23 protein-coding genes are annotated in these 25,079 nt (G+C 63.5%); 16 read left to right on the top strand and 7 right to left on the bottom strand.

Annotation, left to right across the window (positions count from 1 at the left end; translation table 11 throughout):
- Window positions 1-33: 33 nt before the first annotated feature.
- The 6 genes from OP495_RS07680 (at window position 34) to der (ending at window position 7,064) form a co-directional block, all read left to right on the top strand.
- Entirely contained in the window at window positions 34-1,125 is a 1,092-nt protein-coding gene (locus OP495_RS07680; protein WP_280568326.1) for a RodZ domain-containing protein, read from the top strand.
- Window positions 1,126-1,132: 7 nt separating this feature from the next.
- Entirely contained in the window at window positions 1,133-2,248 is a 1,116-nt protein-coding gene (ispG, locus tag OP495_RS07685; RefSeq protein WP_280563896.1) for a flavodoxin-dependent (E)-4-hydroxy-3-methylbut-2-enyl-diphosphate synthase, read from the top strand.
- Between the two features lie 40 nt (window positions 2,249-2,288).
- Window positions 2,289-3,575, top strand: coding sequence for a histidine--tRNA ligase (gene hisS / locus OP495_RS07690; RefSeq protein WP_280563895.1), 1,287 nt, complete (start codon window positions 2,289-2,291; stop codon window positions 3,573-3,575).
- A gap of 73 nt (window positions 3,576-3,648) precedes the next feature.
- Window positions 3,649-4,308 carry a tetratricopeptide repeat protein gene (locus OP495_RS07695; RefSeq protein WP_280568329.1) on the top strand — a complete coding sequence of 220 codons (660 nt, stop codon included), beginning with the start codon at window positions 3,649-3,651 and terminating at the stop codon, window positions 4,306-4,308.
- Window positions 4,308-5,471 (top strand): outer membrane protein assembly factor BamB, encoded by a 1,164-nt coding sequence (gene bamB / locus OP495_RS07700; protein WP_280568331.1) that lies wholly within the window; start codon window positions 4,308-4,310, stop codon window positions 5,469-5,471. The genes OP495_RS07695 and bamB overlap by 1 nt, the downstream gene beginning before the upstream one ends.
- A 189-nt stretch (window positions 5,472-5,660) precedes the next feature.
- The gene (der, locus tag OP495_RS07705) at window positions 5,661-7,064 is read left to right on the top strand and encodes a ribosome biogenesis GTPase Der (RefSeq protein WP_280563892.1); all 1,404 of its coding nucleotides are present in this window, start codon (window positions 5,661-5,663) and stop codon (window positions 7,062-7,064) included.
- Between the two features lie 6 nt (window positions 7,065-7,070).
- Here the strand turns inward: der and OP495_RS07710 are convergent, their stop codons facing one another.
- Complete coding sequence (locus OP495_RS07710) at window positions 7,071-8,687, bottom strand: diguanylate cyclase (RefSeq protein WP_280568334.1); 1,617 nt, start codon at window positions 8,685-8,687, stop codon at window positions 7,071-7,073.
- Window positions 8,688-8,732: 45 nt separating this feature from the next.
- Window positions 8,733-9,602 carry an ATP-binding protein gene (locus OP495_RS07715; protein ID WP_280568337.1) on the bottom strand — a complete coding sequence of 290 codons (870 nt, stop codon included), beginning with the start codon at window positions 9,600-9,602 and terminating at the stop codon, window positions 8,733-8,735.
- A gap of 121 nt (window positions 9,603-9,723) precedes the next feature.
- On the opposite strand from OP495_RS07715, the gene OP495_RS07720 reads away from it, so the two are divergent.
- Window positions 9,724-10,539 (top strand): M48 family metallopeptidase, encoded by an 816-nt coding sequence (locus OP495_RS07720; protein WP_280563889.1) that lies wholly within the window; start codon window positions 9,724-9,726, stop codon window positions 10,537-10,539.
- Window positions 10,540-10,604: 65 nt separating this feature from the next.
- On the opposite strand, the gene aroE is transcribed toward OP495_RS07720, so the two are convergent.
- The 5 genes from aroE to OP495_RS07745 all read right to left on the bottom strand — a co-directional run bounded on the left by aroE (window position 10,605) and on the right by OP495_RS07745 (window position 15,123).
- Entirely contained in the window at window positions 10,605-11,417 is an 813-nt protein-coding gene (gene aroE, locus OP495_RS07725) for a shikimate dehydrogenase (protein ID WP_280568340.1), read from the bottom strand.
- Window positions 11,414-12,334 carry an oxygen-dependent coproporphyrinogen oxidase gene (gene hemF, locus OP495_RS07730; protein ID WP_280568343.1) on the bottom strand — a complete coding sequence of 307 codons (921 nt, stop codon included), beginning with the start codon at window positions 12,332-12,334 and terminating at the stop codon, window positions 11,414-11,416. Before hemF ends, aroE begins: the two co-directional genes overlap by 4 nt.
- An 81-nt stretch (window positions 12,335-12,415) precedes the next feature.
- Window positions 12,416-12,973, bottom strand: a complete 558-nt coding sequence (locus OP495_RS07735) for a Sua5/YciO/YrdC/YwlC family protein (protein WP_280568346.1) — start codon at window positions 12,971-12,973, stop codon at window positions 12,416-12,418.
- A gap of 87 nt (window positions 12,974-13,060) precedes the next feature.
- Window positions 13,061-14,200 carry a DNA-processing protein DprA gene (dprA, locus tag OP495_RS07740; RefSeq protein WP_280568349.1) on the bottom strand — a complete coding sequence of 380 codons (1,140 nt, stop codon included), beginning with the start codon at window positions 14,198-14,200 and terminating at the stop codon, window positions 13,061-13,063.
- A gap of 11 nt (window positions 14,201-14,211) precedes the next feature.
- A complete protein-coding gene (locus tag OP495_RS07745) occupies window positions 14,212-15,123 on the bottom strand; it encodes a peptidoglycan-binding protein (RefSeq protein WP_280568353.1) in 912 nt (303 codons plus the stop codon).
- Window positions 15,124-15,372: 249 nt separating this feature from the next.
- Between OP495_RS07745 and def the strand changes: the two genes are divergently transcribed.
- The 9 genes from def to OP495_RS07790 all read left to right on the top strand — a co-directional run bounded on the left by def (window position 15,373) and on the right by OP495_RS07790 (window position 25,021).
- Entirely contained in the window at window positions 15,373-15,885 is a 513-nt protein-coding gene (gene def / locus OP495_RS07750; protein WP_280563883.1) for a peptide deformylase, read from the top strand.
- A gap of 157 nt (window positions 15,886-16,042) precedes the next feature.
- A complete protein-coding gene (gene fmt / locus OP495_RS07755) occupies window positions 16,043-17,017 on the top strand; it encodes a methionyl-tRNA formyltransferase (RefSeq protein ID WP_280568356.1) in 975 nt (324 codons plus the stop codon).
- The gene (gene rsmB / locus OP495_RS07760; RefSeq protein WP_280563881.1) at window positions 17,014-18,339 is read left to right on the top strand and encodes a 16S rRNA (cytosine(967)-C(5))-methyltransferase RsmB; all 1,326 of its coding nucleotides are present in this window, start codon (window positions 17,014-17,016) and stop codon (window positions 18,337-18,339) included. The genes fmt and rsmB overlap by 4 nt, the downstream gene beginning before the upstream one ends.
- A 90-nt stretch (window positions 18,340-18,429) precedes the next feature.
- Entirely contained in the window at window positions 18,430-19,077 is a 648-nt protein-coding gene (locus tag OP495_RS07765; protein WP_280563880.1) for a nicotinamidase, read from the top strand.
- Between the two features lie 36 nt (window positions 19,078-19,113).
- On the top strand, window positions 19,114-19,320 hold the full coding sequence (locus tag OP495_RS07770) for a dodecin (RefSeq protein ID WP_280563879.1): 207 nt from the start codon (window positions 19,114-19,116) through the stop codon (window positions 19,318-19,320).
- 93 nt (window positions 19,321-19,413) lie between these two features.
- The gene (gene trkA, locus OP495_RS07775; RefSeq protein WP_280563878.1) at window positions 19,414-20,787 is read left to right on the top strand and encodes a Trk system potassium transporter TrkA; all 1,374 of its coding nucleotides are present in this window, start codon (window positions 19,414-19,416) and stop codon (window positions 20,785-20,787) included.
- 46 nt (window positions 20,788-20,833) lie between these two features.
- A complete protein-coding gene (locus tag OP495_RS07780; protein WP_280563877.1) occupies window positions 20,834-22,282 on the top strand; it encodes a TrkH family potassium uptake protein in 1,449 nt (482 codons plus the stop codon).
- A 203-nt stretch (window positions 22,283-22,485) separates the two neighbouring features.
- Window positions 22,486-23,697 carry a serine/threonine transporter SstT gene (sstT, locus tag OP495_RS07785; RefSeq protein ID WP_280568359.1) on the top strand — a complete coding sequence of 404 codons (1,212 nt, stop codon included), beginning with the start codon at window positions 22,486-22,488 and terminating at the stop codon, window positions 23,695-23,697.
- A 109-nt stretch (window positions 23,698-23,806) separates the two neighbouring features.
- Window positions 23,807-25,021, top strand: a complete 1,215-nt coding sequence (locus OP495_RS07790; protein WP_280568362.1) for a TraB/GumN family protein — start codon at window positions 23,807-23,809, stop codon at window positions 25,019-25,021.
- Window positions 25,022-25,079: the final 58 nt, after the last annotated feature.

Consider the following 25,079-nt stretch of genomic DNA (forward strand, 5'->3'; position numbering starts at 1 on the left):
CCGACCACACGAATTCGAGAAGGATGCTCTGGTATGAGCGACACTCACGAACAACACACTTCCCCCGCTGCCACCGAGGGTCATGAACCTCCGGGCACTCGTCTGCAGCGCGAGCGCGAGCAACAGGGGCTGTCGCTGGAAGAAGTCGCCGAGCAGCTCAACCTCCGGCCCGCCGTGGTCACCGGCCTGGAAGAAGACCGTTTTGATCAGGTGCCCATCGCCACCTATCGTCGAGGTTATCTGCGTGCCTACGCCAAGCTGCTGGGGCTCGACGACAATCGTGTGGCGCTAGACTACGACGCTCTGCATGGTCGTGATGATCTCGACCGCAAAGTCACGCCGCCATCGTACCGCTCGCAACCGCCCTCACGGATCGGTGCCTGGATCTTCAAGCTGGCCACGCTAGTCATCATCGTCGGCTTGATCGGCTTGACGCTGCTCTGGTGGCAAAGCCGCGAAGGCAACGAATTCTTCGGCCTCGGCGACGACCCTGCCGCCATGGAAAGTGCGGATGGCGCTAGCGCTCCTGAGGGCAGCGCGGGGAACGACGCCATGGCGAACGAAACGGCCTCCAACGATGACGTTTCCCCGGACGACGAGGCACAACGCGACAATGTCGCATCGCAGGCCGGTACGGACGAACCAGATAACGTGGGCGAACAGGACAACCTGCCGCCGCTACCCGACGAAGATGACAGCTTGGGGCTGGTCGGTAGCGACGACGCGAGCGCTGATGGCACCTCGAATAATGATGCCACCAGCCGCGACGATGTCGACGCGCAGGGCACGAACGTCGCCGCCAGCGGCACCTCGGCGGATGCCGCATCCGCCACGCAAGACGACGACCGCGATGGCGCTAGTAACGATGCCAGCGCTAACGGCGCCAATAGCTTGACACTGACCTTCAACGAACAATCATGGACCGAGATCTATGATGCCGACGATCAACGCTTGTTGGCAGGGCTTCAAGACCCCGGAACCAACACCCAGCTAGAAGGAACGCCGCCGTTTCGCCTGACCATTGGCAACGCCACCGGCGTCGAGCTCCGCTATCAGGACGAGGATATCGACCTGAGCCAGCATACCGGCGGCAACAATGTCGCCCGCTTCACCTTGGGAGAGTGATACGTCCATGCATATGCAATCTCCGATTCAACGCCGTCAATCTCGCCAGATTCATGTCGGGAATGTACCCGTCGGTGGTGGCGCGCCCATCGCCGTTCAAAGCATGACCAACACCGACACCCTGGACGTCGCCGCCACCGTGGCACAGATCCGCCAGCTCGAGGCCGCAGGCGCGGATATCGTGCGCGTTTCGGTGCCCACCATGGAAGCCGCCGAGACCTTCGGCCAGATCAAGCGCGAGGTCACGGTCCCGCTGGTCGCCGACATCCACTTCGACTACAAGATCGCCCTGCGCGTGGCGGAACTGGGTGTCGACTGTCTGCGCATCAACCCCGGCAATATCGGCCGTGAAGACCGCGTGCGCGCGGTGGTCGATGCCGCCCGCGAAAACGGCATCCCGATTCGCATCGGCGTCAACGCCGGCTCGCTGGAAAAGGATCTGCAGAAGAAATACGGCGAACCGACGCCAGAAGCTCTGGTCGAATCCGCCATGCGGCATATCGAGCACCTCGACCGCCTCGATTTCAAAGATTTCAAGGTCAGCGTCAAGGCCTCCGACGTGTTCATGGCGGTGGCTGCCTATCGCCAACTCGCGCAACGCATCGACCAGCCCCTGCATCTGGGCATTACCGAAGCCGGTGGCTTGCGTTCGGGGACCGTGAAGTCCTCGATTGGGCTTGGCATGCTGCTGATGGAAGGCATCGGCGACACCATTCGTGTCTCGCTGGCCGCCGACCCCGTCGAAGAGATCAAGGTCGGCTACGACATGCTCAAGAGCATGCGCCTGCGCTCCAAAGGCATCAACTTCGTCGCCTGTCCGAGTTGCTCACGCCAGAACTTCGACGTCATCGGCACCATGAATGCCCTCGAGGAACGCCTCGACGACATCATGACGCCGCTCGATGTGTCGGTCATCGGCTGCGTGGTCAATGGCCCCGGCGAGGCCAAGGAAAGCGATATCGGCCTCACCGGCGGCGACCCGGCCAACCTCGTTTATGTCGACGGCAAGCCGGCCAACAAGCTTCGCAACGACCATCTGGTCGACGACCTGGAAGCGCTGATCCGCGATAAGGTCCGCGAAAAAGAGGCCCGCGAACGCGATACCATCGCCCGCGAGGCATAAAGCGCCGCTCGCGCGCCCCGTACCGGTTCAGGAGTCAGCATTGAGCAACAAGATCCAGGCCATCCGTGGCATGAACGATCTGCTACCGGAGCAGTCGCCTGTTTGGCAATACTTCGAGCGTCAGATCCAGCATCTCATGCAGCGCTATGGGTATAGCGAAATCCGCACGCCCATCATCGAGCAGACCGCACTGTTCAAGCGCTCGATCGGCGAAGTGACCGATATCGTCGAGAAGGAGATGTACACCTTCGAGGATCGCAACAGCGATAGCCTCACACTGCGGCCCGAAGGTACCGCCAGCTGCGTGCGCGCGGCGCTGGAGAATGGTCTGCTTTACAACCAGACGCAACGCCTGTGGTATCAAGGCCCGATGTTTCGCCACGAGCGTCCGCAAAAGGGACGCTATCGCCAGTTCCACCAGGTCGGTGTGGAAGCCTATGGCATGTACGGGCCGGACATCGACGTCGAGATGATCCTGCTCAGTGCCCGGCTTTGGGAAGCGCTCGGGCTGATGCCCCACGTCCAGTTGGAGCTCAACTCGCTGGGCTCCAACGCGGCGCGCGGCGCCTACCGTGATGCGTTGGTCGCTCACTTCGAGGCGCATGCCGATGTCCTCGACGAGGATTCCCGGCACCGTCTAAGCACCAACCCGCTGCGCATCCTGGACTCCAAGAATCCCGACATGGCGCCGGTGCTCGCCGACGCGCCGCGCTTGATGGATCATCTCGACGAAGAATCGCGGACGCACTTCGCCGAGCTCACCGCCATGCTCGAGGCGGCCGGTATCGACTACGTCATCAATCCGCGCCTGGTGCGGGGGCTAGACTATTACAGTCGAACCGTGTTCGAGTGGACCACCCAAGTGCTGGGCAGCCAGGGCACGGTATGTGCCGGCGGTCGCTACGATGGCCTGGTCGAACAGCTCGGTGGCAAGCCCACGCCTGGCGTAGGGTTTGCCATGGGCGTCGAGCGGCTGATCCTGCTACTCGAAACGCTCGACCTGATCCCCGAGGCCGCGCGACCGCGCACCGACGTCTATCTGACGGCCATGGGCGATGCCGCCAGCCGCGAAGCGATGCTGCTGGGCGAGCGTCTGCGTAGCGACCTGCCCGGCATGCACCTGCAACTCCATTGCGGCGGCGGCAGCTTCAAGAGCCAGATCAAGAAAGCCGACAAGAGCGGGGCTCGCATGGCACTGTTACTCGGCGAGGATGAGCTGGCCAGCGGTCAGGTGGGGATCAAATTCCTGCGTGAAGATCGCGATCAAGAAAGCGTGGCCCTCGATGCGCTCGCGGCGCGTCTCCAGACGCTTCTCGCGGAGGCTTGAAGAGCGGACTTGAAGAACGGACTTGAAAAACAAGGCGCCGTTTTATACGCATAGCCATTGAAGGAGACCGCCCGTGGCGGAGCTTATTACTAGCGAAGATGAACAGCTTGAGACGCTCAAGCGCTGGTGGAAAGAGTACGGCAAGGCGATTATCGCCGGCATCGTACTGGCTGGCGCTGGGGTTTTCGCCTGGAACGCCTGGCAGGATTACCAAACTTCTCAAGCGGAAGCGGCGTCGCAACGCTACCAACAGCTCACGATGCTGATGCAGCAACCGCAGATGAGTGCCGAGCAACGCAAACAAGCCACGACCATGATCGATGGTCTGGAAAGCGAGCACGGTGGCACCCTATACGCCGAGCTTGCCGAGCTGATGCGTGCCCGCCTGGCCGTCGACGCCGATGACCTGGAGGGTGCACGCGATACACTGTCGTCCTTCATCGATGGCAGCGAACATGCCTATCTCAACGGCCTCGCACGCCTCAATTTGGCACGCGTGCAGCTTGCCCTGGACAACGTCGAAGGCGCCCTGACCACGCTCGAGGGCGATATTCCCACCGCGCTAGAGGCGCAAGCCGCCGAGATCAGCGGCGATGCCCACGCCGCGCTAGATCAACCCGGTGAGGCACGCCAAGCTTATCAGGACGCGCTCGCCCGCGCCGAAGAGCAGGATCAACCGCTTTCCGGCGTACGACTCAAGCTCGACAATCTCGGTGTAGAGGACGCCAGCTGATGAAATTGAACCACCTACTGTTACCGGCCGCGCTTACCTTGTCCACCTTGCTGGTGGGCTGTGCCGGCGACGTCGAGCCGCAATATCCGCCCAAGGAACTCCAGGACTTCTCGGCCTCGGTGACCCTCGACGAGCGGTGGTCCACCTCGGTCGGCGACGGTCTAGGGCGGGCACGTTACCCCTTGATGCCTCTACTCGCCGACGGCACCCTTTATGCCGCCGACGCAAGCGGCCTGTTACGCGCGCTCGACGCCGATAATGGCGACACCCAATGGGAAGTACGCTTCGACACGCCGCTTTCCAGTGGCATGTCCCGCGATAGTGCGCGTTTATATGCCGGTACGCGCAACGGTTCCGTCGTCGCCATCGACCGCGAGGACGGCAGCGAAGCCTGGCGTTCCAAGGTCTCCAGCGAAGTGTTGGCCGCCCCTCAGGTCAACAGCAAGCTGGTCGTGGTGCAGAGTGTCGACGGCACGGTGACAGCCCTGGATCGCACCTCCGGGCAGGAAGAATGGACCTACAGCAGCAACCGGCCTTCGCTGACTCTGCGCGGTACGGGTACGCCGCGTGTCATTGAGCCCGTCTCGTTTGTCGGCTTCTCCAATGGCCGCCTGGTGACGCTCGATAACCGTAGCGGACAACCGCTTTGGGACATGCGCGTCGCCGTGCCGCAAGGGCGTACCGAAGTGGAGCAGCTCGTCGATCTCAATGGCCAGCCGGTGCTGTCTCAAGACGGTCGCCTGTTCGTGACCAGCTACAACGGCCGCGTCATGGCGCTGGAAGCCACCAGCGGCGAAGTACTCTGGTCGCGCGACGAATCCAGTTATCTGACCCCGCTACGCGTCGGCAACTACCTCTTCACCGTCAACGAAGCCAGCCATGTCCTGGCGCTCGACGTCGATAGTGGCAATGTACTGTGGGAATCCGACGCCCTCGAAGGACGTGACTTGACCGCGCCCACTTTCGTCGACGGCAAGCTGGCGTTGGGCGACTATCAGGGTTATGTCCACCTGCTCAACGCCAGCGATGGTGAACTCGTGGGTCGCACAGAACTCGGCGGCGATGGCATCAGCCTGCCCTTGCTGGCTAACGACCAACGAGTCTACACCCTCACCAACGACGGCGAACTGGCGGCCTACGATATCGACGCAAGCAACGATTGAGAGACATCAATTGAGCTCATGAGCGGGCACCTCGCGATGAGGTGCCCGCGTCATTTGTGGGCCCTTAACGATCAGCAATGCTAGAATCACGCCACGACAACGTGACGCTTGCGTCATGTCTCCTTTGAAGCGACCTCGTCGCATGCCCAGCCTCACTCAACGCTTTTGTGCGCCGGTTTACGAGATAACATGAATCCTGTCATCGCCCTGGTAGGCCGACCCAATGTCGGCAAATCGACCCTATTCAATCGCCTGACTCGTACGCGTGACGCACTGGTCGCCGACTTTGCCGGCCTGACCCGTGACCGCAAGTACGGCAACGGTGCACTCGGCGACAAGACCTACACGGTCATCGACACCGGCGGCATCAGCGGCAATGAAGAAGGCATCGACGCCGCCATGGCCGAGCAGTCGCTGCTGGCCATCGACGAAGCCGACATCGTGCTATTCATGGTCGACGGGCGTAGCGGCCTCAGCGCCACCGACGAAGCCATCGCCAATCACTTGCGCGTCAATCAGAAGAAAACCTGGCTGGTGGTCAACAAGACCGATGGGCTCGAAGAACACTCGGCTGCAGCGGACTTCTGGCAACTCGGCCTGGGCGATCCGCGCCCGGTCGCCGCTGAGCATGGACGCAACGTGACCGCCTTGATCGACGAGGTGCTGGCGCCCTTTCCTCCGCGCGAGGCCAACGCCGCACCGCCGGATATCAGCAACGGCATTCGCATCGGGGTCATCGGTCGTCCCAATGTCGGCAAGTCGACACTGGTCAACCGCCTGCTGGGTGAAGAGCGCGTCGTCGTCTTCGATGAGGCCGGCACCACGCGCGATGCCATCGAGATCCCCTTCGAACGCCGCGGCAAGCCCTATGTGCTGGTCGACACCGCCGGCGTGAGGCGACGCAAGAACGTCAAGGAAACCACCGAGAAGTTCTCGATCGTCAAGACACTCGAAGCCATCAAGGACTGCCATGTGGCGGTCATGGTGCTCGACGCACGCAGCGGCCTGGTCGAACAGGATCTGCACCTGCTCGACTATGCCCTGAGCAGCGGGCGCGCGCTGGTACTGGCGGTCAACAAATGGGACGGCCTCGAGCAAGAAGCCAAGGACAAGATGCGCACGGAGATCAAGCGCCGTCTGGGCTTCGCCGATTACGCCGAAATGCACTTCATCTCCGCGCTGCACGGCACGGCGGTGGGCGATCTCTATCCGTCCATCACGCGGGCCTTCGACTCGGCCAATAGTCACTGGTCGACCAACCGCCTGACCACCCTCTTGCAGGATGCGGTAAGCGAGCATCAGCCGCCGCTGGTCCACGGTCGCCGTATCAAGTTGCGCATGGCCCACCAGGGCGGCAGCAACCCGCCCATCATCGTGGTCCACGGCAATCAGACCAGCTCACTGCCAGAGTCGTACAAGCGCTATCTGATCAACACCTTCCGCAAGGTGCTCAAGGTGCGCGGCACGCCGATGCGCTTCGAATTCCGCTCGGGCAACAACCCTTACGACGAAAATGCCGGCGCCAGCGACCGCGAGAAGGCCAAGAAACGCGAGCTGAACCGCACGCGCGAGGCGCGCAAGAACCGTCGCTGAGGCGTCTCACTCGTCGCCATTACCAAGCACACGATTGCGTCCCGCCAGCTTGGCGCGGTAGAGCCTTTGATCGACGATGTCGAGCCCTGCCTCGACGCTGGACGCATCATGCAGGCCCGCCACCCCGGCGGAAAACGTCACGTCGACATCGCAACGCTCGTTGTTCGTCTGCATCTGCGATTGGAACTGCAGGCGTATGCGCTCGATCGCGCGTTGCGCGTCCTCGGGGTTGCAGTGCGGCAACACGACACAAAATGCTCCCCCCGCGTAACGTCCCACTTGGTCGATGAAACGCAGCTGCTGCGTCAAGTGCTCCGCCAGGAGACGGATCACGTAGTCGCCGCTGGCATGCCCATGATGAGCATTCAAGGCCCCCACATGATCGATATCGATCAGCGCCAGGCTCGTCGGCGTATCACTACGCTGCGTGCGGGCGAATTCGACTTCCAACAGCTCTTGCAAGGCGGCATAGGTGAGCACGCCGGTCAAGCCATCGCGCGCCACCGAGCGCCGGGAGCCACGCGCTCGATGGACGTGTGACAAGACCGTGGCCACCAGGGCATCGTCATCCACCGGCTTGCCGAGAAAAGCATCGCCGCTACGCGTCAGGGCCTGCTCACGCACGTCATCATCGGCCGCCAGATACACCACGGGCAAGTCCCGCCAAGCGCCATCAAGGCGCATCACGCGGGCCATCTCGCGTCCTGTGCACATGGACAAGCGCGTGTCTATCAAGGCCAGGTCAGGGCGGTAATCGCGTAGTGCGAGCAGGGTCTCGGCCGGCACGTTGACCACCCATGAACCAATCCCCGCGCCGTCCAGCACTCGGTGATAATGTTCGGCCAGTTCGACATCGTCATCGACGATCAGCACACGCAGCGGTTCCGGCATAGGCCCCGACACCAAACGATCCAGGCACCTGTCGATCAGCGAGGCGTCCAACGGCGGCACGAAATAACCCGCCGCACCATGGCGAATCGCCGAGAGTCGCGCCGCAAAATCGTCCTCATCGGCGAATACCAGAAGATGCGGCGGAGACTGCCATCCGCTCCACCAGGCGCTCCAGCGCGAACGCGGCACGCTGCTCTCATCGATCAGCACGGCGGTGGGTTGCCATGCCGTGAGGGCGTCGACATCATGCATGGCATACTCGCGACATACATACCCCAACGCGCTCAATGCCTCACCCAGCGCGCGTCGCTGTAGTGGCTCGTCACCCAGCAAGGCGACACGCACCGACGCGATCTCTCGCTGGGCCGTCGTGGCGTGTGCAGGCAGTAGATCGTCGAGATTGGGCAGTTGCTCCGCCCCGTATTGCAGACGCGATTGTAGCGCCGCCAACGTGTAGGGAGCGGGCAACACGTCTCCATCGAGCCACTGACGGGTCTGGCGTGCCACTTCGCCGCATATTTCGCTCAAGGTGTCATAGCCGAAGCGACCGGCGGAATCCGCGATACGTTGCAGGGCCTCGCAGACTGCCTCCAGTTCCACCCCCGATGCAGCATTATCGCGGGTACTCATCTCCTTGACTTGCGCCATTACCGCCTGCAAGTCGTCATGCAATCTCTCGACGTATTGCACGCATAATGCCTCGAGGCGCCGACTGCGTCCGCTCTCTTGCATATCCGCCCACCCCCTGACCGTAAGTCCGCCTCGCAGCACTGAATATCACGACTCTTGCGCCTCTTGCTCCGCACCTACCCATTGGCAGGCAAACTGCCAGGCGGCACGCCCGCTTCTCACCCCGCGCAAGGTGGCAAAGCGTACCGCGTCCTCGCGGGCCGCATCGCTCCAGGCGTCTTCACCGCCCAGATAGTGTACCCAATGCTGACATGCCGTCAGGTACGCATCCTGATTGAAAGGATGGAAGGCCAGCCACAGCCCGAAGCGGTCCGAGAGCGAGATGCGCTCCTCCACCGCGTCGCCATGATGGAGCTCGCCGTCGACCAGCCGCGAGTCCTGATTGTCGGCGAGCGACTCAGGCAACAGGTGGCGCCGGTTGGATGTGGCATACAACAACACGTTTTCGGGCGGGCCGGTCAAGGTTCCATCGAGCACGCTCTTGAGCGCTTTATAGGCGTCGTCGTGGCCTTCGAAGGATAGGTCGTCGCAATACACGATGAAACGATGCGTCGAGCCGCGCAGCCGCTGCACCAACGCTGGCAAGCCAACCAGGTCGTGGCGGTCGACCTGAATCAAACGCAGTCCTTCCGATGCCAGCGTGTTAAGCAAGGCTCTAACCATCGACGATTTGCCGCTACCGCGTGCGCCCCAGAGCAGCGCATGATTCGCCGGACGCCCATGCAAGAAAGCGCGCGTATTGTTCAAAAGCGCCGTCTTCTGACGCTCGATGCCGACCAGGTCATCTATGCTGACGCTATCGCGCGCGGCCACCGGAACCAGTTGGCCGCCAAGCGCGTTACGCTGCCAGATTGCCGCCACATCACGCGACCAATCGACAGCTTCCGGCTCCGGCGGCAACCATGCCTCGACCCGGTCCAGCACCTTGTGCAAACGTTGCGCTAGGTCGGCGTCCATCTTTACCTCCTTCACTGTTGATTTCAGAATCCTGCCTATATATCGCTGGTTGACCCAACGGAGCATCGGGGTATCTTGGAGCCGTTTGGTTGCCGGGTCCAGAGCCCATCAGGAGATTCTCATGCAAAGGACGTTGCCGTCTCGCCTGCGCACGCCGCTCGCCATCGCCATGGTCGGCCTCATGCTTGCCGCCTGCAGTACTTCGCCCCTGGGACGCAACCAGTTGGCGCTGTTTTCCAACGATGAACTCGAGCAGATGGGGCAGCAAAGCTTCACCCAATATCAGGAAGAATTGCCCGAGGTCGGTGGCGCTACGCACGATTACGTGCAGTGCGTCGCCAATGCCATTACTGCCGAGGTGCCCGCCGATGCGCAGGTCGAAGACTGGGAAGTCAAGGTCTTCAAGGACGACTCGGCCAACGCCTTTGCACTGCCGGGGGGTTACATCGGGGTCAATAGCGGCTTACTGGATATTGCCGAGGGCCAGGACCAACTGGCCGCCGTCATCGGCCACGAGGTAGCACACGTCCTCGCGCATCACGCCAACGAGCGTGTGTCGACGCAAGCCGCCACACAGACCGGACTCTCGATCCTGCAGTCGGCCGCGGGGCTGGAAGGCGCTACCGGCGAACAGCTCATGGGGCTTCTCGGCGCGGGCGCCCAATACGGCGTGATCCTTCCCTTCTCACGCAAGCACGAATCGGAAGCCGACAAGCTCGGCCTGGACTTGATGGCGGAAGCCGGCTTCAACCCCAGCGCCAGCATCGATCTATGGCAGAACATGGCCTCACAAAGCCAGGGCGCGCCCCCGGAATGGCTCTCCACCCATCCCAGCAACCAGTCACGCATTCAAGGCTTGCAAGATCGTCTGGACGAAGCCACGCCGCTTTACGAGCAGGCCCGGGCCAACGGCAAGCGCCCCAACTGCCAACGCTGATCGCCCCCCGAAAGCGAGACGCCGCCTCTGGAAGTCGGCGTCTGTTTGCGGCCGGCGCACGGCCATCAAAGCTCGTGGCGTAGCGTATCGCGTACCGCCCCAGTGTCTGGGTGCACGTGCCGCCAAAGGAAGAACGACTCGGCCGCCTGCTCGACCAACATGCCCAGGCCATCGATCGTGCGTGCGCCACGCGCGCTCGCCCATTGCAGAAAGACGGTCGGATCGGCGGCATACATCATGTCGTAGGCCACGCCATCAGCCGCCAATAGCGTCTCCGGCAAGGGCGGCAGCTCACCGCTCAATGAGGCGCTGGTGCCATTGATAACCACCTCGAAAGGGCCTTCCAGGGCATCATGGCCGCTGCCCGTCACGTCTCCCTCCTGCTGGAAGTCAGCGGCCAGGCCAACCGCCTTCTCGGCGGTACGGTTGGCAATATGCAATGCTCGTGGCCCCGCCGCCAGCAATGGATCGAGCACGCCGCGCACGGCACCGCCCGCACCAAGCACGAGAACACGCGCATCGTCGAGCGTCACGCCGTGCGCCTCGAGATCACGTACCAGGCCCACGCCATCGGTGGTATCGGCATAGGTGCGCCCATCGCGGCCGTGTACCAGCGTATTGACGGCTCCCGCTCTACGCGCACGCTGGCTGAGCACGTCCGCCACGCGATACGCCTCTTCCTTGAACGGCACGGTGACATTGGCACCCAGACCGCCCGCCGCCACGAAGGCGCGCCAGGCGCCGACGAAGTCCTCGCGCGGCGCCTCGATGGCCTCGTAGGTCATGGTCTGCCCGCACTGCTCGGCGAACAGTGCATGAATGCGCGGCGAGCGCGAATGCCCGATGGGATGCCCGAAGACACAATAACGATCGCTCATGCCTCGGCCTCCTCGAGCCACTCGCGTGGGTGCAGAAACTCATCGCCCAGGCGCGCCTCGTCGCTGCCCGGCTCAGGCGACCAGCAATACTGCCACTGGGCCAGCGGCGGCATCGACATCAGGATCGATTCGGTACGCCCACCGCTTTGCAGCCCGAACAGGGTGCCGCGATCCCAGACCAGATTGAACTCGACGTAACGGCCGCGCCGGAACGCCTGGAAGTCGCGTTCGCGCTCACCATAAGGCGTCTCGCGCCGCCGCCGCACGATGGGCAGATAGGCGTCGAGGAAGGTATCGCCCACCGCCTGCTGGAACGCGAAGCAATGCTCGAAGTTCCATTCGTTGAGATCATCGAAGAACAGCCCGCCGACGCCACGCGTTTCGCCGCGATGATGGAGGACAAAGTAGTCGTCGCACCACTGCTTGAAGCGCGGATAGACATCATCGCCGAACGGTGTGCAGGCATCGCGGGCCACACGGTGCCAGTGGACCACGTCCTCGAATACCGGGTAAAAGGGCGTCAGGTCGAAACCACCGCCGAACCACCAGACGGGTTCGGCCCCCTCTTTTTCGGCAATGAAGAAGCGCACATTGCCATGCGCAGTGGGCACATGCGGGTTATGCGGATGCAGCACCCAGGACACACCCACGGCATGAAAGCTGCGTCCGGCCAGTTCGGGCCGCGCAGCCGATGCCGAGGCCGGCAGTTGTTCGCCGAAGACATGCGAGAAATTGACCCCGCCCTTCTCGAACACGTTACCGTTCTCGATCACCCGCGAGCGACCGCCACCACCCGACTCGCGTGTCCAGCTATCTTCGCGAAAGGCCTCGCCATCCTCGGCGGCCAGGCCTTCACAGAGACGTTCCTGCAAGTCGAGTAGATACTCCTTCACCTTGTCGAGATGTGGGTGTGCCACGTCACGCTCCTCGGATTTTCGGTTGGTTTGACTCATGTAGCGCCCGGCCATGACGCCAGGCATACGACACACCGACACGCCTCAATCGCGCAGGACCTCGCCGTTTGCCAGATCGCGGATCGTGCTCGGCCGCGCGTACCCACCCAGCGCGCCATCGACGCGCGTCACCGCCTCGCCGAAGGCCGCGCGTATGTCATCGGCGCTCATCGCGGGCGGCTCACCGGCACGATTGGCCGAGGTCGAGACCAGCGGCCCGCCGAAGACGTTGCACAAGGCCTGTACCAGGGGATGATCGCTGACGCGCACCGCCAGGGTGGCGTGCTCGCCGCGCAACAACGGGCGTGCCCGGCCGTTGTCCGGCACCAGCCAGGTAGTGGGCGCCGCTTGGCTGGTCGCCAGACGCGCGCGTTGCGCCTCGTCGAGCCCTTCCAGCCAAGGCGCCAGTTGCGACACCGACCCAGCGATCAGGATCAGCCCCTTGGCAGGATCGCGTTGCTTGAGTTCGATCAACCGCGCCAAGGCGGCATCGTCATCGGGGTCGCAGCCCAGCCCCCACACTGCCTCGGTGGGATAAGCCACGATGGCGCCGCGGCGCAATGCCGCCACGGCGTGACTAAGAGTGTCGGACGTCTCTGACATGACGAAGGATTTCACTTCACGGCGATACAAGATGCAGTCATCTTATCACGCACGCAGGGCGAGACGCCGTGCCACGCTGTCGCAGGCCTAGCGTGTGGCGCGGCGCACCCACCCCCCACTCACCTGCGCGGCCTGGCCGGCGAGCTCCAGTTCCAGCAGGCGCATCTGGCATCCGCCGACATCCAGCTCGCTGCGCTCGACGAGCACGTCCAGCGGCGTAGGGGCCGTATCCAACAGCGCCAGTAACGGGTCCTGGGGCACATCGAGGGGCACCGGAGCGTCTTCATGCATCGGTGGCGTCGCCGTATCGGCCTCAGACGATGCCGCGTTCAACGCCTGCCAATGGCCGAACTGCTCGAGAATATCGTCGCGTCCGCGTACCAGGCAGGCCCCGTCGCGGATCAGCCCCAGATTGCCGCGTGCCTGCACGTTGTGCAGCGAGCCGGGAATCGCGAAGACTTCGCGGTTCTGTTCCATCGCCAGCCGTGCGCTGACCAGCGAACCGCTCTTCTCGGCCGCCTCGACGACCAGCACGCCCAGTGACAACCCAGTGATGATGCGATTGCGGCGTGGAAAATAGCGCGCATGGGCCCGCGTCTCGGCGGGATGTTCGGAGAGCAGCAGGCCGCCTTCGTCGAGCAGACGGCGATACAAATCGGCATGACGCGGCGGATAGATCACGTCTACGCCGCAGCCGAGCACCGCGACGCTGCGTCCGCCAGCCTCCAGCGCCGTGCGTTGGGCCACGCCGTCGACACCCAGTGCCATGCCGCTGACGATGCCGAAGCCAGCATCTACGAGTTCTCGGGCGAAGAAAGCCGCGTTGTCGCGGCCTTCACGGGTCGGTCGCCGCGTGCCGACCATAGCCAAACCCGGCAGATCGAGCGCAGCCAGGTCGCCCTTGGCCCATAGCAGTGCCGGCGGGTCGACGATTTCATCGAGCAAGGCAGGCCAGGCCGGATGACCGGGATACAAGAGATGATGCGATGGCTGGCTCGACTCCCACGCCAGAGCCGCCGTAACCGGCGCCTCCAGAGGGCTCTTCGCGGGGTGGTCGAGCCAGTGCCGCAGCGTGTCGCGTGGCTCAGCGGGCATCGCCGCTAGCCAGGCCTCGGGCCAATCATCCGCCAAACCTTGCGCGGCCAGCTCTCGGCGGATGACCGCCAGACGCCGCGCGCCGAGTTTGGGTAAATGCGCCAGGGCACACCACTCTTTCGCTGTCATCATGCGCGCCTTCCTCACCGTGCTTCCAATGACGTCAACACACGCCGTTCGGGCGTGCTCACGCCATCGCCCACTTCCAGTGGCCGCGAGGCCTCCATGACCAGCGCGTAGCTGACCCGCTCGAAGCTCTCGAACACCATCGCCACACCGCCGGGTTCGCCCGCCACGTGCAGGGTGTCATCCTCGAGGGGGTCGCTTACCTGCGCCGGCGCGGCATCCAGGGTCAGCACAGTGCCCGGCGCGATGCCATTCGTACGTCCCAGATCGAGCGCCACGATGGTGTGTCGGCCGACATAGTTCACGCCTTCGGGCACGCCCAGAATCTCACCATCGACGACATGGTCTGGAACATGGGGAGAAAACGTCAGTGAGAGACGCTCTTCGCGATACGGCAGCAGGCGATCGCCGGGGCGTATTTCCTGACGTGCCTTGCGCACTTCGAAGACATCCAGGTCGCCGTCGCGCTTCACCCAACGGGCTTCGCCCACTGCGCGCAGCTCAATGCCCAGCAACGCGTCACTTTCCGGATCATGGTAGATCGTGCCGGGGCGATAGATGACAAGCCGCGCATCACGCGAGCGCGCGGCCTCCTCGGCTGCACGGACATAAAACCGGTCGCCACTGCCGATCAGTTGATGCCCCTCTTCGCCCGCGACGACGTAGGGCGTAGCGTCCAGCGTGGCCTGCGAGTCGACAAGACGATATTCGTGCAGGAAGGGCGCCACCGTCTGACGCTCGATGGTGGAGACCGCCTCGCTCAGCGGCACTTCACGCACACGTGGGGACAGATGCACGACCTCACGCGGTTCATCGCGTCCCTCGGCAGCGTAGGCCGTGCCGAAAATAGCGACCAATGCCAAGCCGAGTCCCACTCGCATGCCGCCACACCACCGTCCAGCAGCGCTCCCGCCATATCCTGCCCACATGATCGTCTCTTCTTCTGATTGCCAGCACGTCAACCTGCACCGCACCGAGGCTTTGGGCCCTCGGCATGCGTCAGGACGCACTGCTATACTATTCCCATATTCCGTCGCCCTGCTTCACCGCTGCTGGCGGCGCATCGCCTAGTCATTCGCTCTCGGGGGCATCGGCGTCCTTTCGGTTCCGTTCCCGCCGACGGCGCATTACACTAGCGGACAAATTTCACGTGACAGCATAACGGTTTTCTTAACGCCATGGCCAAGCTGACCATTCTCGAATTTCCCGATGGACGCCTGCGCAAGAAGGCGGCGCCCGTCGAGACCGTCGACGACGAGATCCGTACGCTGGTCGACGACATGCTCGACACCATGTACGACGCCCAGGGCATCGGCCTGGCCGCGACCCAGGTCGACGTGCATCGCCGCGTCATCGTCATGGATGTCAGCGACGATCGCTCACAGCCCCGCGTACTGATCAATCCCGAATACACGCCGCTGGGTGAAGAACGCGAGCCCATGCAGGAAGGCTGCCTGTCGATCCCCGACCATTACGCCGAGGTGCCGCGTGCGTTGCGGGTATCGCTCAAGGCGCTGGATCGCGATGGCACGCCCTACGAGCTGGAGGCCGATGGCCTGCTCGCTCACTGCATCCAGCATGAGTGCGATCACCTCGAGGGAACGCTGTTCGTCGACTATCTCTCGCCGCTCAAGCGCGACCGAATCATGAAAAAGATGCAGAAACGCCACAAGGCCATGCAGGACGCCTGAGGCCACGCAAACCTCTCGCCTCGCACTCGCCAAACGGGCCGGCACTTGCCGGCCCGTGGCATTGAACGAACATGCCCGCCAGCGCAATGCGGCTTCTGCCATCGCCGCCGTATCCGCTATCATCCAGATCCCGCAAGCCGTTACGGAAGTCCGCCCGATGTCCCAATCTCTGCGCGTCGCATTCGCCGGCACGCCCGATTTCGCCGCCGCCAGCCTCGCGGCGCTGCTCGAAAGCCGCCACGAGGTGGTCTCGGTGCACACTCAACCCGACCGTGGTGCAGGACGCGGACGCAAGCTCACGCCCAGCCCGGTCAAGGCGCTGGCGCTCGAACACGCGCTGCCCGTCCATCAGCCCACCACGCTCAAGGACGCCGATGCCCGGCAAACACTCGCCGACTGTAATGCCGACGTGCTGGTCGTCGTCGCCTATGGATTGATACTCCCGCAAGCGGTACTCGATATCCCGCATCTGGGCTGCCTCAACGTGCATGCCTCGCTGTTGCCCCGTTGGCGCGGTGCGGCGCCCATTCAGCGCGCCATCGAAGCCGGCGACACGCAAAGCGGGGTGACCATCATGCAGATGGACGCCGGCCTCGATACCGGCGACATGCTGCTGGTACGCGACACGCCTATCACCGCGACGACGACCAGCGGCGAGCTGCACGACCGTCTTGCCACATTGGGTGGAAAGGCCATCGTCGAGGCGCTCGACGCCCTGGCGGACACGGGCCTGACCGCGACGCCTCAACCGGCGGAGGGCGTCACCTACGCCACCAAGCTGAGCAAGGCCGAGGCCGAACTCGACTTCACACGCCCTGCCGCCGAACTCGCCGCCCGTGTGCGTGCCTTCAATCCCTGGCCGGTGGCCTGGACGCGCCTCGCAGGCGACGCACTGCGTCTGTGGTTGGCCGACCCTGCCCCCGAAACCGGCGCCGCCGAGGTCCCCGGCACGCTGCTGGAAAGTACCCCGGACGCCCTGCGCATCGCCTGCGGTCCCGACGGCACCCAGGTGCTGCACATCACCCGCGCCCAGCTTCCCGGCGGCAAGCCGCTCGCGGTGCGCGATCTGCTCAATGCCCGTGGCGAGCGCTTCGCTCCGGGACAGCGACTGGGTCAGGAGACCAACTCATGAGTACACCGGACATTCGCGCCGTCTGCGCCTCCGCCCTGTCTCCCGTACTCGACGGCAAGGGATCGCTGAACGCCCTCGATAGCACCTTGGAATCCGCGGGTGTCGAAGGTCGCGATCGCGGCCTGGCCAAGGCGCTGTGCTTCGGGGTCTGTCGCACGCTGCCGCGTCTCGAGGCACTCTCCAAAATCCTGCTGCGCCAGTCATTCAAGCGCCGCGACCAGGACGTCCAAGCGCTGCTGCTGCTCGGCCTCTATCAGCTCTTGTATATGCGTGTCCCCGAGCACGCCGCCGTGGGTGAAACCGCTGGCGCCGCCCGCACGCTGGGTAAGGGCTGGGCCACGCGCGTTCTCAATGGCTGCCTGCGCCGCTTTCAGCGCGATACCCAGACACTTCAAGCGCAGGTCGATCGCGATCCCAGCATCGCGCTGCTGCATCCCGAATGGATGCTCACGCGTTGGCGCGAGGCTTGGCCCGACGACTGGCGCACATTGGCCGAGGCCAACAACCAGCCCGGTCCCATGACGCTGCGCGTCAATCGTCGCCATGCAGACCGCGAAGGCTACCTGGCCCGCTTGCGGGACGCCGGACTGGCCGCCGAGCTCACGCCGTACGCGGCGGATGGCGTGACCTTGCACGAGGCCTGCGACGTGCGCGCCCTGCCCGGTTTCGAAGAAGGCGCAGTCAGCGTGCAGGACGAGGCCGCGCAACTGACCGCATCACTGCTCGAGCCGGCCCTGGCCACGACATCCAAAGCCCGCGTGCTGGATGCATGCAGCGCCCCCGGCGGCAAGACCGCCCACCTGCTCGAAACCTTCGATCTCGAACTCACCGCCCTGGACAGCGACGCCGAGCGGCTCGACCGCGTCGACGCCACCCTGGCACGCCTCGGGCTCGAGGCTACCACAGTGGCCGCCGACGCCAGCCGCCTCGACTGGTGGGACGACCAAGCCTTCGATGCCGTGCTGCTCGACGCGCCCTGCTCGGGCACTGGTGTCATTCGCCGCCACCCGGATATCAAGCGCTTGCGCCGCCCCCGCGATATTCGTGAACTCGCCGCCCTACAGGCGCGTCTGCTCGACACCCTGTGGACGACCCTCGCCCCCGGCGGCACGCTGCTCTACGCCACCTGCTCGGTGATGCCCGAAGAGAACCAGGACCAGATCGCAGCCTTCCTCGCCCGTACCCCGGACGCCAGCGCCGACGAACTCGACGTCGCCTGGGGCCGCTCCGCCGGTGCCGGGCGCCAGCTCCTGCCGCACATCGAAGGTCACGATGGCTTCTTCTACGCGCGTCTGCACAAAAGCACGTCTGCGCAACACTGAGGCGTCACCGCCGGCCTACGCCGCTTCCGCCTTGCCAGCGGCGTACGCGGCTTCGATACTGTAAGTATCGCACCCCTAAGTGGAGCCCTCGTGTTGCAGGATGCCCTCGAGATCATCGATACGCGCTGTGCCCTGCTCGTCATCGACGTACAGCCCGACTTCATGCCCGGCGGCCCCCTGGCCTGTGCCGACGGCGACGCCATCCTGCCGGGATTGAGCCAGTTGCTCGGCGAGCGACGTTTCGCGCACGTCGTGGCGACCCAAGACTGGCATCCCGCTCGGCACGTCTCCTTCGCCAGTGAGTATGCAGATTATCAACCCTTCGACACCCTCGACCTGTACGGCGAGCCGCAGACTCTATGGCCCGATCACTGCGTGCAAAACACGCCTGGTGCCCGCCTGCATCCCGAGCTCGACTGGGCGCCGGTGGATCTGATCGTGCGCAAGGGATGCGATCCTCGCGTCGATTCCTACAGCGCCTTTCGCAACAACCTGGGGCCCGATGGCACACGTCCCACTACGGGGTTGGCCGGCTGGCTACGCGAACGTGGTGTCGACAGCGTCTATCTCTGCGGCCTGGCGCGTGACGTATGTGCGTTATGGAGCGCCGAGGACGCCGTCGCCGCGGGTTTCAAGACACGCTTTCTGTGGCCGCTGACACGCCCGGTCACCCACGACACGGACGCCGCCACGCGGCAGCGTCTCACTCGGCTCGGTATCGAGATCATCGGCGCTTGAGCCAACCCATCGCACTTGAAGCGCAAGGAGAACGCCATGAGCGATCACGTCTACAAGCACATCGAACTGACCGGTAGCTCGCCGCACGGTATCGAGGATGCCGTGAACAAGGCGCTGGAAAAGGCCCGCGAGAGCCTGCACGGCATGCGTTGGTTCGAGATCATCGACACTCGCGGCCATCTCGAGGACGGCCGCGTGGGCCACTGGCAAGTCACCCTCAAGGTCGGCCTCTCCCTCGACTGACCGGGCTCGTGCCCACGCGCCGTGGCGCCCCTGTCATTGGGGGCGCCGCCTGGTTTATGCTACGCGCCAGTCACTGAGCGCGGATTCCCTCGCATGAAGATCATCATCCTCGGCGCCGGCCAGGTCGGCGGCACACTGGCCGAACATCTGGCCAGCGAAGAAAACGACATCACCGTCGTCGATGTCGATACCAAGCGTCTGCGCGAACTGCACAACCGTCTGGATATCCGCACGGTCGTCGGCACGGCGTCCTACCCCATGGTGCTACGCCAGGCCGGGGGCGAGGACGCCGACATGCTGATCGCGGTGACCAACTCCGACGAAGTCAACATGATCGCCTGCCAGGTCGCGCATACGCTTTTTCGCACGCCGACCAAGATCGCCCGCGTCCGCGCCACCGCCTATCTGACGCGCAAGGGGCTGTTTTCCCACGATGCGATTCCCGTCGATGTGCTGATCAGCCCCGAGCAGGTAGTCACCGACCATATTCGCCGCCTGATCGAATATCCCGGCGCGCTGCAGGTGCTCGATTTCGCCGGCAGCCTGGCCCAACTGGTGGCGGTCAAGGCCTACTACGGCGGCCCGCTGGTGGGTCAGGAACTCGGCTTCCTGCGGCGCCACATGCCCAATGTGGATACCCGCGTGGCAGCGATCTATCGCCGCAACCGAGCACTCATCCCTCACGGCGACACCGTCATCGAAGCCGACGACGAAGTCTTTTTCATCGCTGCGCGCAAGGATATCCGTGCAGTGATGAGCGAGTTGCGCAAGGTCGACCGTGACTTCCGCCGAGTGATCATCGCCGGTGGCGGCAACATTGGCGAGCGCCTCGCCGAGACACTCGAGCACAGCCACCAGGTGAAGATCATTGAGCATGAGCTGGAACGCTGCACGGTACTCTCGGAGCGCCTCGACCGCACCGTGGTGCTGCACGGCAGCGCGACCAGCAAGCGCTTGCTGCTGGAAGAGAACATCGAGGACTGCGATATCTTCTGCGCGCTGACCAACGACGACGAGGTCAACATCATGTCGTCGATGCTGGCCAAACGCCTGGGGGCCAAGAAAGTTCTGACGTTGATCAACAACGCCGCCTATGTGGATCTCGTCCAGGGCGGCGAGATCGATATCGCCATCTCGCCGCAGCAAGCCACCATCGGTGGTTTGCTCACGCATGTACGGCGCGGCGACATCGTCAACGTACACTCGCTGCGACGTGGCGCGGCAGAGGCCATCGAGGCCATCGCCCACGGCGATTCGCGCTCCTCGAAGGTGGTGGGACGCACCATCGACGAGATCGACTTGCCCAACGGCACCACTATCGGTGCCATCGTGCGCGGCAAGGAGGTTCTCATCGCCCACGACGATATCATGGTGGAAAGCGGCGACCATGTGATTCTCTTCGTCATCGATAAGCGCCGCATCCGCGACGTCGAACGCCTTTTCCAGGTAGGGCTGACGTTCTTCTGATGAGTAATCGGTTACCCACGACTCCCGTTTCTACAAGGCGACTACCATGAGCTTTCTGGTGATCCTGAGGATCGTCGGGCTGTTGCTCATGCTGTTCAGCCTGACCATGGTGCCACCGGTGGTGATTTCGTTGATTTTCGACGACGCCACCTGGGATGCCTTCGTCATTGGGTTGGGCATCACTTTCATCACCGGGGCGCTGCTTTACTGGCCCGCACGTCATGCTCGACGCGAACTGCGTACTCGCGATGGTTTTTTGATCACCGTGATGTTCTGGAGCGTACTGGGGCTGTTCGGTTCGCTGCCGCTGATGCTTGCCGCAGACCCGTCACTATCGTTCACCGATGCCGTATTCGAGTCGTTTTCCGGCCTCACTACCACCGGTGCTACCATTCTCACCGGCATCGACCTGCTGCCCGAGTCGATCCGCTTCTATCGCCAGCAACTGCAATGGCTAGGCGGCATGGGGATCGTGGTGCTGGCGGTGGCGATCCTGCCGACGCTGGGCATCGGTGGCATGCAGCTCTACCGCACCGAGATTCCCGGTCCGCTCAAGGACTCCAAGCTGACGCCGCGTATCACTGAAACCGCCAAGGCCCTGTGGTACATCTATGCCGCCCTGACCCTGACGTGTTTCCTGGCGTATTGGCTGGCGGGCATGAGCTGGTTCGACGCCATCGGTCACAGCTTCTCGACCGTCGCCGTCGGTGGCTTCTCGACCCACGACGCCAGCATCGGCTATTTTGACAGCGCGACCATCGAACTGATTTGCGCGTTCTTCATGATCGTCTCGTCGCTGAGCTTCGGGCTCCACTTCGCGGTGTGGCGCGAAAAGCGCCTGAGCCATTATTTGCTCGACCCCGAATTTCGCTTTTTCGTGATCTTCCTGGCGCTGCTGGTCAGCGTCACCATCGCCACGCTCATGTTGAGCGGCACCTACGACGATACTCTAGGATTGCGCCACGGCTTGTTCGAGACGGTCTCGATAGCCACCACCACCGGGTTCGGCGTCGCCGACTTCACCGCTTGGCCGGGGGTTTTGCCGTTCATGCTATTCATCGCCGCTTTCGTCGGCGCCTGCTCGGGTTCCGCCGGCGGGGGCATGAAGGTGATTCGCATCCTGTTGATCCTCAAGCAAGGCCTGCGCGAGATTCACCGCCTGATTCACCCCAATGCGGTGTTTTCGGTCAAGGTCGGCAAGATGCGCATCTCCGGGGGCGTGGCCGAAGCTGTGTGGGGATTCTTCTCCGCTTATATGCTGCTTTTCGTGCTGATGTTGTTGATCCTGCTTGCCACCGGGCTGGATCAGGTGACGGCCTGGTCGGCGGTGGGCTCGGCCCTCAACAACCTGGGTCCGGGACTGGGCAGCGTGGCCACGCATTACGGCGACATGCCGGATCTCGCCAAGTGGACCCTGGTAATGGCAATGATGTTCGGGCGCCTGGAAATCTTCACTATCTTGGTGCTGTTTACACCCGCCTTCTGGCGACGCTGATCCAACACGGCACTATTCACCATGAAATAGCGAAATCTCTCCGATTCATGCTATATGAGCGGAACTTCACACTCTCTTTTAACTAAAGGATAAAACCAGCGAGGTCGATTCGTCGGGTATCGCGATGGCGGCAATGCTACCATGCGCGCTTCCCGGCCCACCGCGACGGGCCTTTATCCGTTATTCAGCCTCGAGAAAGCGTCATGTCCACCAGCCTCGCAAGCCCTCTACGCGCGGTAACCCGCCTGGGGCTCATCCCGCAAATCGTCATCGGTATCGTGCTTGGCATCGTCGTGGCCACCGCCTGGCCCGATGCTGCCGCCTCGATATCGCTTCTGGGTGAGGTGTTCATCTCAGCCCTGAAAGCGGTGGCACCGGTGCTGGTCTTACTGCTGGTCATGGCAGCCATCGCCAACCACCGTCGTGGCCAGCGCACGCATATTCGCGGTGTACTGGTGCTGTACGTTGTCGGCACCCTGTGCGCCGCTTTGGTGGCCGTCGTCGCCAGTTTCGCAATTCCCACCACGCTGATCATCGATGCACCCCAGGCGAGCGGCGAGCCGCCGGGCGGCATCGCTGAAATCCTGCGCAACCTGTTGCTCAACGTCGTGGACAATCCCATCCATGCGCTGATGAACGCCAACTTCGTGGGTATTTTGGCTTGGGCGATCGGGCTGGGCATGATGCTGCGCGGCTCCTCGGAGACGACGCTCGGGATGCTCAACGCCTTCTCCGATGCCGTCTCCAACATCGTACGCTTGGTGATCCGCTGCGCACCGCTGGGCATCTTCGGGCTGGTCGCAGGCACGCTCGCGGATACCGGTATGAATGCCCTCCTCGACTACGCCCATCTGCTCGCCGTCATCGTCGGCTGCATGGTGTTCGTGGCACTGGTCACGAATCCCTTGATCGTATTCCTGGCCACCCGGCGCAACCCGTACCCACTGGTCTTCGCCTGCCTGCGCGGCAGTGCCATCACCGCGTTTTTCACACGCAGCAGCGCCGCCAACATTCCCGTCAACATGGAGCTTTGCGAGCGCCTCGATCTGGACTCCGACACCTATTCGATCTCGATTCCGCTGGGCGCCACCATCAACATGGCCGGTGCCGCCATCACCATCTCGGTGATCACCTTGGCAGCCGCCCATACCCTGGGGATCGGCGTGGACTTCGCCTCGGCGCTGCTGCTGTGCATCGTCGCCTCGCTCGCTGCCTGCGGCGTTTCCGGCGTGGCCGGCGGGTCTCTGCTGCTCATCCCGATGGCCGCCAGCCTATTCGGCATTTCCAATGACGTAGCCATGCAGGTCGTCGCCATCGGCTTCGTCATCAGCGTCGTGCAGGATGCCACGGAGACCGCGCTGAACTCGTCCACCGATGTGTTGTTCACTGCTGCGGCGTGCCGCGCCAAGCGCTGATTCATACATTCGACGCCCCGCTCACCGTATCATCGAGCGGGGCCGGGTTTGGCCCGCCCCCTGCCATCGTGGATAATCGAGCTTTTCTGCCACCGAAGCGAAACGCCGCATGCCCGATACTCACGCCGGCCCTCGCCAGGTCATCGATCAGGGTGAGACCCGTTATACCCTCCTGGGGACCGCCCACGTCTCGCGCGCCAGCGCCGACGAGGTTCGCGAGCTGATCCGCTCTGGCGACTTCGACGCCGTGGCCATCGAGTTGTGCCCCACACGCCACCAAAGCGCCACGCAGCCAGACGCCATGGCCAAGATGGATCTCTTCCAGGTCTTGCGCCAAGGCAAAGCCGGCATGGTCGCCGCCAGCCTTGCGCTAGGCGCCTTCCAGCAGCGCGTCGCCGAGCAATCCGGCGTGACGCCGGGTGCCGAGATGCAGATGGCAATCAAGGAAACTCAGCGTGCGGACTTGCCGTTGTATCTCGTCGATCGCGACATTGGCGTGACCCTCAAGCGCATCTATCACAATGTGCCCTGGTGGCAACGTATGAGCCTGGTTTCAGGGCTTCTGGGCAGCGTGGTCTCGCGCAAGAAAGTCTCCAGCGAGGAGATCGAACGCCTCAAGGAAGGCGATGTGCTCGAGTCGACCTTCGCCGAGTTCGCCGAACAGTCGGAGTCGCTTTACGCGCCACTGATCCGTGAGCGCGATCGTTACATGGCACTACGCCTGCGCGAGGAAGTCGCCGGGCAAGCGCCACGGAATATCCTGGTGGTCGTCGGCGCCGGCCACATGAAAGGTCTGGGAAAGCATCTTCAAACGCTAGGGCAACAACCGCCCAGCGCCGAGGCCATCGACGAGGAGCGGCGTTTACTGGAAGTCACTCCGGCCCGCTCCAAACTTTGGAAAGCCCTGCCGTGGGTCATCGTCGCACTGGTACTGACCGGCTTCGCCATCGGCTTCTCCCGTGATTCAGGACTCGGCTGGTCGCTGGTCGGCGAATGGTTTCTGATCAACGGCGCACTCTCGGCGCTGGGTACCGCCATTGCGCTGGCCCATCCACTGACCATCATCGCGACCTTCATCGCCGCGCCGCTGACCTCACTCAACCCCACCATCGGTGCCGGTTTCGTCGCCGCTGGTGTGGAACTCGCCATACGCCGCCCCACGGTGGGCGACTTCTCGCGCCTGCGCCATGACGTCAGCACACCGCGCGGCTGGTGGAAAAACCGCGTCGCCCGCACGTTACTGGTGTTCCTGCTCGCCACGCTGGGCTCCGCCGCCGGCACCTGGATCGCCGGACTGCGTATCGCGGGGCAGTTGTTTGGGTAAGCCTGGACGCTGTTATGTTCCAAAGCGCTAGCCAACGCCGGGTTTAAGCAGGGATGGT

The sequence above is a fragment of the Chromohalobacter sp. 296-RDG genome, assembly GCF_029889885.1.
Taxonomy (GTDB): Bacteria; Pseudomonadota; Gammaproteobacteria; order Pseudomonadales; family Halomonadaceae; genus Chromohalobacter.